The 13,628-nt window shown below is 70.2% G+C and carries 14 protein-coding genes; 6 read left to right on the top strand and 8 right to left on the bottom strand.

The annotated features are described in order from the left end of the window. Nucleotides 1–4: 4 nt before the first annotated feature. A complete protein-coding gene (locus AL346_RS17055; RefSeq protein ID WP_019401272.1) occupies nt 5–706 on the bottom strand; it encodes a hypothetical protein in 702 nt (233 codons plus the stop codon). A gap of 15 nt (nt 707–721) precedes the next feature. Next, nucleotides 722–1,711, bottom strand: coding sequence for a methylmalonyl Co-A mutase-associated GTPase MeaB (gene meaB, locus AL346_RS17060; protein WP_019401271.1), 990 nt, complete (start codon nt 1,709–1,711; stop codon nt 722–724). Between the two features lie 178 nt (nt 1,712–1,889). On the opposite strand from meaB, the gene AL346_RS17065 reads away from it, so the two are divergent. After that, a complete protein-coding gene (locus AL346_RS17065; RefSeq protein WP_026014979.1) occupies nt 1,890–2,927 on the top strand; it encodes an alpha/beta hydrolase in 1,038 nt (345 codons plus the stop codon). A gap of 11 nt (nt 2,928–2,938) precedes the next feature. Here AL346_RS17065 and AL346_RS17070 read toward each other — a convergent pair whose 3' ends face one another. Further along, nucleotides 2,939–3,679, bottom strand: coding sequence for a DUF3750 domain-containing protein (locus AL346_RS17070; protein WP_040403784.1), 741 nt, complete (start codon nt 3,677–3,679; stop codon nt 2,939–2,941). Between the two features lie 179 nt (nt 3,680–3,858). Here AL346_RS17070 and treF point away from each other — a divergent pair, with 179 nt between their 5' ends. The 5 genes from treF to AL346_RS17095 all read left to right on the top strand — a co-directional run bounded on the left by treF (nt 3,859) and on the right by AL346_RS17095 (nt 7,925). After that, a complete protein-coding gene (gene treF, locus AL346_RS17075; protein ID WP_019401268.1) occupies nt 3,859–5,529 on the top strand; it encodes an alpha,alpha-trehalase TreF in 1,671 nt (556 codons plus the stop codon). 116 nt (nt 5,530–5,645) lie between these two features. Continuing rightward, nucleotides 5,646–6,467: a lysophospholipid acyltransferase family protein gene (locus AL346_RS17080; RefSeq protein WP_019401267.1), complete on the top strand. Its 822-nt coding sequence runs from the start codon at nt 5,646–5,648 to the stop codon at nt 6,465–6,467. A gap of 67 nt (nt 6,468–6,534) precedes the next feature. Next, complete coding sequence (locus AL346_RS17085) at nt 6,535–7,047, top strand: DUF2975 domain-containing protein (RefSeq protein WP_026014978.1); 513 nt, start codon at nt 6,535–6,537, stop codon at nt 7,045–7,047. Between the two features lie 8 nt (nt 7,048–7,055). Further along, a complete protein-coding gene (locus AL346_RS17090; RefSeq protein ID WP_019401265.1) occupies nt 7,056–7,289 on the top strand; it encodes a helix-turn-helix transcriptional regulator in 234 nt (77 codons plus the stop codon). A gap of 183 nt (nt 7,290–7,472) precedes the next feature. Next, nucleotides 7,473–7,925 (top strand): hypothetical protein, encoded by a 453-nt coding sequence (locus AL346_RS17095; RefSeq protein WP_019401264.1) that lies wholly within the window; start codon nt 7,473–7,475, stop codon nt 7,923–7,925. 213 nt (nt 7,926–8,138) lie between these two features. Here the strand turns inward: AL346_RS17095 and scpA are convergent, their stop codons facing one another. The 5 genes from scpA to folB form a co-directional block, all read right to left on the bottom strand. After that, entirely contained in the window at nt 8,139–10,325 is a 2,187-nt protein-coding gene (gene scpA, locus AL346_RS17100; RefSeq protein WP_019401263.1) for a methylmalonyl-CoA mutase, read from the bottom strand. Beyond that, complete coding sequence (locus AL346_RS17105) at nt 10,322–10,702, bottom strand: hypothetical protein (protein WP_019401262.1); 381 nt, start codon at nt 10,700–10,702, stop codon at nt 10,322–10,324. The genes scpA and AL346_RS17105 overlap by 4 nt, the downstream gene beginning before the upstream one ends. A 29-nt stretch (nt 10,703–10,731) precedes the next feature. Further along, the gene (locus AL346_RS17110; RefSeq protein WP_053194082.1) at nt 10,732–12,609 is read right to left on the bottom strand and encodes a methylmalonyl-CoA mutase subunit beta; all 1,878 of its coding nucleotides are present in this window, start codon (nt 12,607–12,609) and stop codon (nt 10,732–10,734) included. A 133-nt stretch (nt 12,610–12,742) separates the two neighbouring features. Then, nucleotides 12,743–13,264 carry a 2-amino-4-hydroxy-6-hydroxymethyldihydropteridine diphosphokinase gene (folK, locus tag AL346_RS17115; protein WP_019401260.1) on the bottom strand — a complete coding sequence of 174 codons (522 nt, stop codon included), beginning with the start codon at nt 13,262–13,264 and terminating at the stop codon, nt 12,743–12,745. Next, a complete protein-coding gene (gene folB, locus AL346_RS17120) occupies nt 13,257–13,625 on the bottom strand; it encodes a dihydroneopterin aldolase (RefSeq protein ID WP_019401259.1) in 369 nt (122 codons plus the stop codon). The genes folK and folB overlap by 8 nt, the downstream gene beginning before the upstream one ends. Nucleotides 13,626–13,628 lie beyond the last annotated feature (3 nt).

Below are 13,628 nucleotides of genomic sequence, written 5' to 3' on the forward strand. Positions count from 1 at the left end.
CGGATCAGGACACCCGCCGGCGGGCGCTTTCCCGGGCAAGGACAACGGCGGCCGTCTCGAGGGCCCGGGCCATGGCGGCGAGGGTGGGGCGCTGCGCCTTGGCCGAGGCGTCAGCGGTGGAATTCCTGCGCTTCGGGCGCGGCGTCTGGCTGCTCGCCCAGGCGCTCGGCATCGGCACGTGGATGAAGACGACCGGGATCGACGGGCGCTTCTCCTCAAGCTGGCCGAGCGCGGTGAAATAGCTCGCGTTGCACAGATAGCGGCCGGCGTCGATGGAGCGGCGGACGGGCATGCCCGTGCCCGCCATCGCCACCTTCAGCCGTGCGAGCGGGGCCGGCGAGCGCCGCACCAGCGGAGCGCCCTTCGCAAGCGCCGCGCCGCGACGGGTCTTGCCCGAGGCGTCGGGGGCCGTCCTGTTGGCCTTGTTGACGGCGCGTGTCTCCACCCGCACGTGGCGGGCGCGGGCGGCGACGCCGAGCATCAGGACCGCCCGCGGCCGCGCGGCGTCCAGCCGTGTCGGCAAAGCCTTGTCAAGGATGGCGTAGCGCGTTCGGAAGACGTGGTGCTCCGCCCTGATGCCGAGCCGGGCGAGGCGCCGGCTGCCGCCGACGCGCTCGGCGAGCACCGCCGTCGGGTTGACCGGCACACGCGGGAAGGGCCCGAAGCCGGTGATGAGAATGTCGCAGCGCTTGTTCCGTTTGCCCATCTCGGATTGCCTCGGTCAGAGCCCCAGAATGGATGCGATCTCGTCGGCCGCGACGGTCGCTGCGAGCTTTCCCGCCGCGACCTCGGCCTCGAGCGCCGGCACGCGCTTGCGCACCTGCGGATCGGCGCGCAGCCGCGCGTGCAGCCGGTCCTCCACCATCGCCCACATCCACTTCACCTCCTGGCCTCGGCGCTTCTGCTGCAGTTCGCCCGTCGCAGTCATGCGCTCGCGGTGGTCGATCACCTTCTCCCACAGGGCATCCAGCCCGGCATTGGCGAGGCCGGAGATGGTGATGACCGGCGGCGACCAGGTCCGGCTCGCTGGCGCGAGGATGTGCAGCGCGGCGCGGTAGTCGGCCGCCGCGGCCTTGGCGCGCGTCGCTCCCTCGCCATCGGCCTTGTTGACGGCGATCATGTCCGCCATCTCGACGATGCCCTTCTTGATGCCCTGCAGCTCGTCGCCGGCGCCCGGCAGCATCAGCACGAGGAAGAAGTCCGTGAGGTCGGCCACCGCCGTCTCCGACTGGCCGACGCCCACCGTCTCGACGAGGATGACATCGAAGCCCGCTGCCTCGCACAGGAGCATCGTCTCGCGCGTCTTCGCCGCGACCCCGCCAAGTGTACCGGAGGCGGGAGAGGGGCGGATGAAGGCATTCTCGTCCACGGCGAGCCGCGCCATGCGCGTCTTGTCGCCGAGGATCGAGCCGCCGCTGCGCTGCGAGGAGGGGTCGACGGCGAGCACCGCCACCTTGTGGCCCGCCGCCGTCAGGTTGGAGCCGAGAGTGTCGATGGTGGTCGACTTGCCAACGCCCGGCACGCCCGTGATGCCGACGCGCACAGCCCCGCCGGTGCGGGGCAGGACGGTCTGGATGAGCTCGCGCGCCAGCGCCTGATGGTCGCTGCGGCGCGATTCGACGAGCGTGATGGCGCGCGCCAGCGCCGCGCGCTCGCCCCTGGCGAGGCGTGCGGCAAGATCGGGCAGGGCGGAACGGTCGAGGCGTGTCATGTCACGTTATAGTTGCCACAGATTCGCGCATCGAGGTGGGGTTGAATTCCGCAAACGGAACTTTGCCGGGCCGGGCGAACCGTCGCAGACCGGCCTTTGCCACCTTTTGCCCTATCTTCGCCCACAATCGAACGCCAAAAGGGACCCGTCCCAGAAGCCCGGCAACCGAAGCCCGTTCATGCCCCATCGTTTGTCCCGCCGCACCCTGCTGCGCCTTGCGCTCGTCAATGCCGGCGCCGTCACGCTCGCCGGCTGCTCCAGCGCCATCGGCGCCCTCGACGGCGACAGCGCACCGGCATCCGCCCTCGGATCGTCGCCGATGGGCGCGCGCGGCGGCCCTGTCGTCTATGCCGTCACGACACGCGCGCCGGTGAACGGGGCGAGCGAGCGGCCGTGGTTCGGCTCCGCCCGCGCCGGCGGTACGCGCGCCGTCGCCGTGCGCTTCGATCCGCCGCCGGAGACGTTCTTCGGCCGCATCGGCTCGACGCTCTCGGGCGACTGGCGCATCAACGCGGTCGAGCCCCTCGGCAACAACGATCCCGTCGCGGCGCTGACGCTGGAAGCGGGCGGGCGCGACGTGCTGGTCTATGTGCATGGCTACAACCAGAGCTTCGAGCGGGCGGCGATCGACGCGGCGGAACTGACGCGCGCCATCGGCTTCTCCGGGGCGACGGTCAGCTTCTCCTGGCCGTCGAAGGAGGGGCTGCTCGACTACGGCTATGACCGAGAGAGCGCGCTGTGGTCGCGCGATGCCTTCCAGGACCTGCTCGAGGCGCTGGTGCGCAACGCCATGGTCGGCCGCGTCCACATCGTCGCGCACAGCATGGGCACGCTCCTGACGCTGGAGACGCTGCGCCAGCTCTGGGCTGTGAGCGGCAGCGCGGACGTCGCCGCGCGCTTCGGCGCCATCGTTCTGGCTTCGCCCGACATCGACGTCGATCTCTTCGCCACCGGCGTGAAGCGCATCGGCCCGCTGGCGAAGCACATCACGGTCATCTCCAGCGTCAACGACCGGGCGCTCGCCGTCTCGAGCCGCCTTGCCGGCGGCGTCTCGCGCGTCGGCGCCGCCGACCGGGCGGTGCTGGAGCCGCTCGGCGTCAAGATCGCGGATGCCTCGGACTACGGCTGGGGCATCATCCGGCACGACCTCTTTCTGACGAACAAGGACGTGCGCGGCGTGATCAAGCGGGCCGTGGAGCGCCGGACCTGGGATTGATGTGAAGTCGCTCAGACGAGCGCGAGCCGGCCGAAGCCGGGCAGCTTCAGCGCGGGCCGGCGCAGGTCGAGCCCGGCGACGAGGCCGAAGAGGTTGATCTCGAGGCCCTCGACCCAGGCGAGGGTGATGCCGAAGAGGCCGCCGAGGGCGACCTGGAAGCCGGTGCCGCTCGGGGCGAGGCCGGCGTAGATCATCTCGACATGGTAGTCCTTGCCGAGCGCCGTCGGCGGCAGGGCGACCCCGAGCTGCGGCACGCGCGCGATAACATGGGCGACGAAGCTGTTCGAGTTCGGCCCCGGCCAGACGCGGTAGTGGCCCCGCTCGCGGAAGGGATAGTCGGCGATCGCCGCCCTGACGGCGGGCAGCAATGCCGCAGCCGCCTCGCCTTCGATGGCGGCGACGAGCTCGGGCATGTTCCCGTACCAGCGCCCGTCGGCCGCCCAGCCGTCGCGCCGCACGGGCGAGCCCCAGCCCACCTTGTCGTAGCGCTCGTAGGGCGCGGCGCCCGCCTCCTTGACGACGAGCCAGGTGTGGTGCGCCACGGCCCCTTTCCAGCGCCCGGTGCGGGCCGCGTAGATGTGGATGACGGCCGGGCTGTCGGCGACCGGCGCCGGCAGGAGGCCGCTGCTCGTCCAGTCGGCGCGGCTCCAGGACTGGGGATGCTCGTGGGTCATCCACATGAGCGCATGCGCGCCGAGCGGCAGCAGAAAGACGAGGAAGAAGGCCGCGAGGGCAAGGCGCATGAGACGCATGAACAACCGGATGCCGCCCGCGGCAGGAGCTGTCAATTCACGGGACGGCGAGGGCGAGGCGCCGTTTTCCTGACGAGGGTGAGACGAGAAGTATTCACTGCTATCCTGCTGTCATTGGGCTGGGGAGCCTCGCCTGCCGGGCCGCCGGCAGAGTTCCACCCGTCGCAGGAGCCCAAGTCATGCAAAGACGAGCGCTCGTCGCCTTGCTCGCAGCTTGTGCTTTCAACGTCGCTTTCGCCTCGGCCCAGGAGGCCGATGTCGAGACGCCGGCACAGCTCTACGGCAAGCTCTTCGAGGAAGTACAGCTCAACCGCGTCTTCCCGGATGGAAAGACCTTCGTCGATGCCGTGCCGAAGGAGCCGCCCGCCACCATCGTGCAGCGCTATGAGGAGGAGCGGGGCAAGTCCGGCTTCGATCTTTCGGCTTTCGTCGCGGCCCATTTCACGCTGCCGGAAGCGCCGAGCGACGCCTATCGCTCGGATGCGAGCGGCGACGTCTGCAGCCACATCGACGCGCTGTGGGAGGTGCTGCAGCGCAAGCCGGACGTGACGGAGCAATATTCTTCCCTGCTGCCGCTGCCGGCGCCCTATGTCGTGCCGGGCGGCCGCTTCCGCGAGATCTACTACTGGGATTCCTATTTCACGATGCTCGGCCTCGAGGAGAGCGGCCGGCACGACCTCGCCCGGCACATGGTCGACAACTTCGCCAGCCTGATCGAGCGCTTCGGCCATATCCCGAACGGCAACCGCACCTATTACGTCAGCCGCTCGCAGCCGCCGTTCTTCGGCCTGATGGTGGACCTCGTCGCCGCGCACAGTGCCGACCGCACGGCGGTCCACACGACCTTCCTGCCGGCGCTCGCCAAGGAATATGCCTTCTGGATGGAGGGCGCGGATACGTTGGCCCCCGGCGAGGCGCACCGTCGGGTGGTGCGTCTTCCCGACGGCACCCTGCTCAACCGCTATTGGGACGACCGCGACCGCCCGCGCGATGAATCCTACCGCGAGGACGTCGAGACGGCGCGCGGCTCCAACCGGCCGCAGCCGGAGGTCTACCGGCATCTGCGCGCCGCCGCCGAGAGCGGCTGGGACTTCAGCTCGCGCTGGCTGGAAGATGGCAACCGCCTGCCGACCATCCGCACCACGGATGTCGTGCCGGTCGACCTCAACAGCCTGCTCTACCGGCTGGAGACCGTCCTCGCCGAGGCCTACGAGGCCGACCGCAAGCCGGAGAAGGCGGCCGAGATCCGGGCCCGCGCCGAGCTGCGCAAGGCGGCCGTCCAGCGCCACGTCTGGGACGATGAGAAGACCATTTTCGCCGATTATCTCTGGCGCGAGGACCGGCGCATCGACGCGGTCACCGCCGCCGCGCTCTATCCGCTGTTCACCGGCATCGCCACCCCTGAACAGGCCGGCGAGGTGGCGAAGGCGGTGAGGGCGGATCTCCTCAGGCCCGGCGGCCTCGTGACGACGACGGTGGCGACGGGCGAGCAGTGGGACGCGCCGAACGGCTGGGCGCCCCTGCAGTGGATCGCCATCAAGGGCCTCGCCGACTACGGCGAGACGGACCTCGCCCGCACCATCGCCGAGCGCTTCGCCAGCAAGGCGGTGGCGGCCTGGCGCGCCACCGGCAAGCTCATGGAGAAGTACAACGTGGTCGACGAGCAACTCGTCACCGGCGGCGGCGAATATCCGACCCAGGACGGCTTCGGCTGGACCAACGGCGTGCTGCGCAAGATCCTGGTGCTCTATCCGGACGCGGTGAAGGAGCGCGACGCCGTGGCCGGCTGCGCCAGCCGCGCCGCCAACGACAACCGGCCGCCGGCACGGCAGCCGGCGACGGCGCAGTAGGGAAGGGCGGCACCCGCAGGGCGCCCGCACGTCAGGCCGCGGTAATGTGGCCGCGGCAGACCCTCTCGGCAGCAGGGCCCCGATGACGGGGCCCGTGCAACCGACAGGGTGTTTTCATGACGTCCGCTGCCTTCCGGCGTGCCGCTTCCACCAGTGCGCCTTCAGTCCGCGAGCAATCCGCCGCGGATCGCTTCGCCCCGCCGCTCACCGTCCGGGCGGGCAGCTTCGCCCTTGCGGGCTATCTGCGCCTCGTGGCGCGCACGACCCGCTTCGACGCGCGTCTGGGGCCGCAGCCCGAGGGCGCTGCGATCTTCGCCATGTGGCATGGCCAGCAGCTTCTCTCCTTCGCAGCACGCATGGACGAACGGCCGGTGGCGGCGCTCGTCTCCACACACCGCGATGGTGCCCTCATCGGCGCCGTCTGCGCGCGCCTCGGCCTCAGCGTCATCCACGGATCGGGGGCGGAGGATCCGCGGCAGGCCCGGCGCAAGCGGGGCGCCCCCGCTTTCCGCGCCATGCTGCGGGCGCTCGCCGACGGCACCAGTGTCGCCCTGACCGCGGACGTGCCGAAGCGCGCCCGTATCTGCGGGCCCGGCATCATCCGTCTCGCGCTGCATTCCGGCCGGCCGATCTATCCGCTCGCGGTGGTGACCAGCCGGCGCATCGACCTCGCCAACTGGGACCGGGCCAGCATCCCGCTGCCCTTCGGTCGCGGTGCCATCGTCATCGGCGAGCCGGTGCAGGTTCCGTCCGACGCGGCGGCCGGCCACTGCGAGGACCTGCGCCGCCGGCTCGAAACCGCGCTGGATGACGCCATCGCGGCGGCTTACGGCGTCATCGGCCACCGCGATCCGGGCGCCGGCCTCATTCACGGCACGGCGGGGGAGCGGGAGGCTGCAACCGGGCCATCACGGCGCGCGTTTCATGTTTATCGATAAATCTGATTGCTGCCGAAGCCCGCCCGGACTAGCGTCGGCGGACATTGTCACCGGGTGGGAATGGGCGATGCCTACGGTTCAAATCTACAGCCGGCGCCTGTCGCTGGTCACCGCGGTCCTGCAATGGCTCGTGCCCCTCGCATGGATTGCCATTGCGACGGTGGCGAGCATGCATGGCGATCCTGAATTGCCGGGTGGTCCGGCGGATGCGAGCCAGTTGCAGCTTTCCAGCAAGATCGCCTTTGTCGTGCTAACCAGCATTGCGCCGCTGCTCCTCGGCTTGATGCTGCGGGAACTGCACCAGCTGCTGCTGCTCTATGCAGGCGGAGAGGTGTTCACGGCGCCGGCGGTGGTGCGCATCCACCGCATGGGTGTCCTCCTCGTCGCCTATTCCCTGGCCGACCAGGTCGCATTCCTGGCGGCGGGCCTCGTCCTCTATTTCACCGAGCGGCTCACCGAGGTGCCGCTCGTCTACCGGCTGCATCTCGGCGAACTGTTCATCGGGCTCGTCGTCATCCTGCTCGGCCGCATCATGGGAATGGCCTGCCGCATGCAGGACGAACTGAGCCTGACGGTGTGAGCCGGGCAATGGCGATCATTGTCAACCTCGATGTCATGCTCGCAAAGCGCAAGATGCGCCTCGGCGATCTGGCGGCTGCCGTCGGCATCTCGATCCAGAACCTCTCCGTGCTCAAGACCGGCAAGGCCCGCGCCATCCGCTTCTCGACGCTCGACGCGCTCTGCCGGCATCTCGACTGCCAGCCGGGCGACATTCTCGAATTCGTGGATGACGGCTGTCCTCAGCCGATCGACGATGATTGATTTCATGTTTATCGAGAAAAATTAATTGACAAACATGTTATTCGCCCTAGGTTGACGGGAGCGTTTCTGCGATCCCGACTTGGGGAGGTGCATGCCATGATCCGTGAGAGGCGAGCGGCCGATGCCACCGGGCGTGCCGTCCGGCAAGGAAGGCTCGGCGCCCTTGGCTGGCCGGCGGTGGTAATGGGCGTGGTCGCCCTCGCCGCATTGGCTATCGCCGTCGAGCGGTCGGCGCCGCAGGATGAGGCGCTGGTCGCCGCTGCAGTTCACGCCGCCTTGGCGCGCGATATGGAAGGGCGCCTCGCGCTCTCTCCTTCACCGGCCTTCGCCGCCCTGGAGGCGCGGTACCCGGGCCTCTGGTTCCGCGCCTGCGACGGCAACGGCGAATGCCTGTCCTACGGGCCGGTGCCGGACACGCTGGGTCCGCCTGAAGCCGGCGGAGGCAAGACGGGGCAGCCCCATGTCGGCGGCGTGACCATCGCCGCCGGCGTCGCCCGGCAAACCGGGTTGCGAGGGCTCGGTCTCGCCACCCTGCGCGTCATGCTCGAGGCCCTCACGACCGTCGGCGGCATGGGCACAGGCGAGCATGCGAAATACCGGCTCTACTCTTATGCGCATCACCCGGCGGGAATGTAGGGGCGGCACAGCCAGCCGGGCCACGTCGGGTCTTCCCGACCGCTCCCAGCTCCAGGATACATTGATGGCGTCTGGCGATGTCGTCCGGCACGAGGGCCGCCACTGCGAGGACCTGCGCCGCTAGCTTGAAGCCGCGCCCGATGACGCCATCGCCGCGGCCGACGGCGCGATCGCCCATCGCGATCCGGCCGCCGGCCTCGTGCCCCGTGCCCGCTACTCCGCGGCCTGCTTCGGCTCGTAGCCGAGGCGGCGGTTGAGCTCCTTGATGAGCTTTTCGGCCGCTTCGGCGATCACCGTGCCCGGCGGGAAGATCGCCGAGGCGCCGGCCGTGGTCACGGCTTCGTAGTCCTGGGGCGGCACGACGCCGCCGACGACGATCATGATGTCCGGCCGGCCCTGTTTTTCGAGCTCCGCCTTCAGCTCCGGCACCAGCGTCAGATGTCCGGCAGCGAGGGAGGAGACGCCGACGATGTGCACGTCGTTCTCCACCGCCTGGCGGGCGGCCTCCGCCGGGGTCGCGAACAGCGGGCCGATATCGACGTCGAAGCCGAGGTCGGCGAAGGCCGAGGCGATCACCTTCTGGCCGCGGTCGTGCCCGTCCTGGCCCATCTTGGCGACGAGGATGCGCGGTCGGCGGCCGTCGTCATGCTCGAAGGCTTCAACGAGGGCGAGAACGCGCTCGACGGCATCGCTCATCGCACCGACCTCCCGTTTGTAGACGCCGGAGATGGCCTTGATCTCCGCCCGGTGGCGGCCCCAGACCTTCTCGAGTGCCGCGGAAATCTCGCCGACCGTCGCCTTGGCCCGGGCGGCGTCGACGGCAAGGGCGAGCAGGTTGCCCTCGCCGGTGTCGGCAGCCTTCGTCAGGGCCGTGAGCGCCGCCTCCACCGCCGGGGCGTCGCGCTCGGCCCGCAGGCGCTTGAGCTTGTCGATCTGCGCCGCGCGCACGGCCGAATTGTCGACCTTCAGCACCTCGATCGGCGGCTCGTCGTCCGGGCGGAAGCGGTTGACGCCGATGACGGCCTGCTGGCCGGAATCGATGCGCGCCTGCGTGCGCGCCGCCGCCTCCTCGATGCGCAGCTTGGGGATGCCGGCCTCGATGGCCTTGGCCATGCCGCCGAGCTCCTCCACCTCGCGGATGTGGGCCCAGGCCCGCGCGGCGAGCTCGCCCGTCAGCCGCTCGACGTAGTAGGAGCCGCCCCACGGGTCGATGATCCGCGTCGTGCCGCTCTCCTGCTGCAGGAAGAGCTGGGTGTTGCGCGCGATGCGGGCGGAAAAGTCCGTCGGCAGCGCGAGCGCCTCGTCGAGGGCGTTGGTGTGCAGCGACTGGGTGTGCCCCTGCGTCGCCGCCATGGCCTCGATGGCCGTGCGCGTGACGTTGTTGAACACGTCCTGCGCCGTCAGCGACCAGCCGGAGGTCTGGCAATGGGTCCTGAGCGCCAGCGACTTGTCGTTCTTCGGCGAGAAGTCCTTGACGAGCTTCGCCCACAGGAGGCGCGCGGCCCGGAGCTTCGCCACCTCCATGAAGAAATTCATGCCGATGGCCCAGAAGAAGCTGAGCCGCGGCGCGAACTGGTCGATGGTGAGCCCGGCGGCCAAGCCGGCGCGGATATATTCGACGCCGTCGGCGAGCGTATAGGCGAGCTCGAGGTCCTGCGTCGCCCCCGCCTCCTGCATGTGGTAGCCGGAGATGGAGATGGAGTTGAACTTCGGCATATGCGCCGAGGTGAAGGCGAAGATGTCCGAGATGATGCGCATCGACCCCCTGGGCGGGTAGATGTAGGTGTTGCGCACCATGAATTCCTTGAGGATGTCGTTCTGGATGGTGCCCGCGAGCTTCTCGGGCGGCACCCCCTGTTCCTCGGCCGCGACGATGTAGAGCGCCAGCACCGGCAGCACGGCGCCGTTCATGGTCATCGACACGCTCATCTCGTCGAGCGGGATGCCCGCGAACAGCGTGCGCATGTCGTAGATGGAATCGATGGCGACCCCGGCCATGCCGACGTCGCCGGCGACGCGCGGGTGGTCGCTGTCATAGCCGCGGTGGGTGGCGAGGTCGAAGGCCACCGACAGGCCCTTCTGCCCGGCGGCGAGGTTGCGGCGGTAGAAGGCGTTGGAATCCTCGGCCGTGGAGAAGCCGGCATACTGGCGCACGGTCCACGGCTGGTTGACGTACATGGTGGGGTAGGGGCCGCGCAGGAAGGGCGGCAGGCCCGGGAAGGTGTCGAGGAAGTCGAGCCCCTTGCGGTCCCCTTCGCCGTAGTGCGGCTTGACGAGGATGCCCTCGGGCGTCAGCCACGGCTCGCCGGCCGGCGATCCCATCGGCGCGGTCACATCGGCCAATGCCATCGTCGAGAAGTCGGGGATGCGCGAACCGTTGTCAGGCGCCTTCATCATCATGGTCCCCTGCGTTCAGCCTGCCAGTAGCCGGAGCAGCCGCGGGTGGGTGTCCGCCAGGTGCCGCTTCCCCGTCCATCCTCGACGCGCCCCGTGGCGGTGAGGGTGTCGGCGCCGCGCCGGATGCGGACATTGACACGCCCGCGTGGGTCGATGCGGCCGGACAGGTCCACGGCGGGGGCACCCGGCTGGGGCGTGTATTGCACGATGCCGCCCGCCACCCCGACGGGATAGCGAAAGGCACGGTCGCAGTTGCCGGCCTCCGTCACCACCAGCACGCTCCAGCTGCCGTCGAATTTCGTCGTCTGGGCCAGCGCTGCACCGTCCGCCAGCAGACCGCCTGCGCCGAGCGCCAGAGCCAGCCATCCCGCAGGACGCATGGATGCCTCCTGTCATCTCGCGGATGCTCTCATGCGCCCTCGTCCATTGCCTCGGCGAAAGCCCGCGACAGGAGCGCGAGAACATCGCACCCAACGAAAATATAGTCCGAGACCCCGGAAACTCGAAGGGCGGCCTCCAGTTCCCCCGGTCGGCCGGCGAGATAGAGGTGCCTTGCGCCGGCGGCCTTGAGCGCCTTGGCGGCGGCTGCGGCCTCGCGGGCATAGACCTCGTCGGACGAGCACAGGCAGGCGAGCGCCGCGCCGGACGCGCGAAAGGCGGCGGCGAGGGCCTCGGGTGACGGGAAACCGTCGTTTGTCACCGCTTCGATGCCGCCGGCCTCGAAAAAATTCCGGGCGAAGGTGGCACGTGCCGTGAAGGCGGCCAGCGGTCCGAGATTGGCGAGGAAGACGGACGGGCGACGGCCGCGGCGGGCAAGCGCGTCATCGCTCGCATCGCGCAGGGCCTCGAACGGTTCTGCGTCCCGCACCGACGGCAGCGGCTCGGCCTCCAGCGCCGCTTCGGCGGGCAGGGCAGGACCGGCCTCGCCCGGCGCCGGCATGAGGACGCTGACCGGCGCCTCGCCGAGATGCGGGAACTCGCTCGTGCCGGTGATCGGCGCCCTGCGCGTGGCGATGTCGCGGCTGGCCTTTCCGCGCGTTTCGGCGATGCGTGCCTGCTCGTGGCCGGCGGCGAGGCTCGCGAGAATGCCGCCCTCCCGCTCGATGGCCCGGAACAGGCCCCAGGCGTTCTCGCAGAGCGCCTCCGTCAGCGCCTCGAAGGCGCCGGAGCCGGCGGCGGGGTCGGTGACGCGCCACAGGTTCGATTCCTCGGCGAGGATGAGCTGCGTGTTGCGGGCCATGCGCCGGGCGAAGCCGTCGGGCAGGCCGAGCGCGGCGGTGAAGGGCAGCACCGTGATGCCGTCCGCGCCGCCGAGGGCGCCGGAGAAGGTGGCGACCGTCGCCCGCAGCATGTTGACCCAGGGATCGCGCTTCGTCCCCATGCGCCAGGCGGTCTCGGCATCGAGGCGGATCGGCCGCGGTGCGAGGCCGCAGGCCTCTTCAATCCGCGCCCACAGCCGGCGCAAAGCGCGGAACTTGGCGAGGGTGAAGAAGGCGTCCGCATCCGCCGGCATGAGGAAGGAGAGGAGCGGGGCTGCCTCTTCCGGGGCGATGCCGGCCTCTTCCAGCACGCGCAGATAGAGGACGCCGGTCGCGAGCGCTGCCGCGAGCTCCTGCGCCGGCCCGGCGCCGGCCTCGTGCCAGGCGCGCGTGTCGACGCGCACGAGGCCGCGCGCGAAGCCCCGGCCGCGGAGGTCCGCGACCGTGCCGGTCAGCCGTGCCGCGAGCTCCGGCCAGGCGAGCGGCAGTCGGCCCGTGCGGGCGAAGTCGCCGACCGGATCGAGGCCGAAGTCGATGTCGAGGCCGGAGGCCGGCAGGCCGCGCCGTCCGACGTGCTCGGCGACGATGGTCGCGACGCGGCGGCCGTCGAAGGGCGCCGTCTCCAGCCTGAGGCGCACGAGTTCGAGCAGCACGCCCGACAGCGCGGCCGCCAAGGAATCGGCATCCGCCAGCGCCAGGCCGAAGCCGCGTGCCGTCGCCGAGCCGGCGAGGGCGAGCACGAGCCCGCTTGCGCCCCCTTCGAGGTCGGCGAGCGCCAGCCGGTTGGCCTCGGCGGGATCGGGATGGTCGATGCGCTGCAGGACCTGCCACGGTCCGGCCTCGGCTCGCCCGAGGGGCGCGCGCGCCGCCTCGGCCTTGCCGTAGAGCGGCTCGACGACGATGCCTTCGCGGCTGCGGGAAACGAGCTTCTTCTCGAAATCCGCCCCCTTCAGGGCGCGTTCGACCTGGGCGAGCCAGTCGTCGCGGGTGGCCCGGGGAAATGCGGCGGCGAGCTCAAGGTCTTCGATCACGCGTTGCGGCCTCGTGCGAAGCGATGGAACGGCGCTGAGATTGCCACGGGCGATGCCGCCTCACCACCCTTCCTTGGTCGCATCGATGCCCATACCGCCTGGGCAGATGCGGAACGCCCGGAAATCGCCCTCAGAGATGCACTTCCCAATCGAGCCGCTCGATGCCGGTCGTGTCGATGGCGGCCGCCGCCTCGCGCACGCTGCGGCTCCCGATCATCCGGTCGGGCGCGATGTCGGCGAGGGGTGCCAGCACGAAGGCCCGCTCGCCGATATAGGGGTGGGGAACGTGCAGATGCGGCTCGTCGATCACCTCGTCGCCGTAGAACAGGATGTCGATGTCGATGATGCGCGGTCCCCAGCGCTCGCGCCGCACGCGGCCGGCCTCCCGCTCGACCCTGAGCGCCGTTTCGAGAAGCGTGCGCGGCTCGAGCGTGGTCTCGACGGCGATGCAGATGTTGAGGAAGGACGGCTGGTCCGTCTGGCCCCACGGCGCCGTGCGGTAATAGGCCGAATGGCGGGTCACGCGCACGCCGGGCGTCGCGTGCAGGGCGGCCACCGCGCAGTCGATCTGCACGCGCAAGTCGCCGATGTTGGAGCCGAGCCCGAGGATGGCCTCGACCGGGGTCGCGCGCTGCGGGACGGAGCTAGTCATGGCGTGTGCGCCCGATGGTGACGGCGACGGTCTCGAAGATGGCGTCGATCGGCGCGTGCGGCTTCTCGATGGTGACCTCGAGCCGCTCGATGCGCGTGAAGCGCGCCATGATGGCATCGGCAATGGCGCCGGCGGCGGCCTCGATCAGGTCGAAATGCCGGCTGGAGAAAGCCGCGCGGGCCACCTCGACCATCTCGGCATAATTGAGGGTGTCCTCGAGCCTGTCGGAGCGCTGCGCCGCGGCGAGCGGCAGCTCGGCCGTCAGGTGCAGGATGAAGGGCTGCCCGAGCACCCGTTCCTCCGGCATGACGCCGTGGGTGCCGCGCAGGGCGAGGCCGCGGACGGTGATGCGATCACTCATGAT

The sequence above is a fragment of the Chelatococcus sp. CO-6 genome (assembly GCF_001271345.1).
In the GTDB taxonomy this organism is placed as follows: Bacteria; Pseudomonadota; Alphaproteobacteria; order Rhizobiales; family Beijerinckiaceae; genus Chelatococcus_A; species Chelatococcus_A caeni.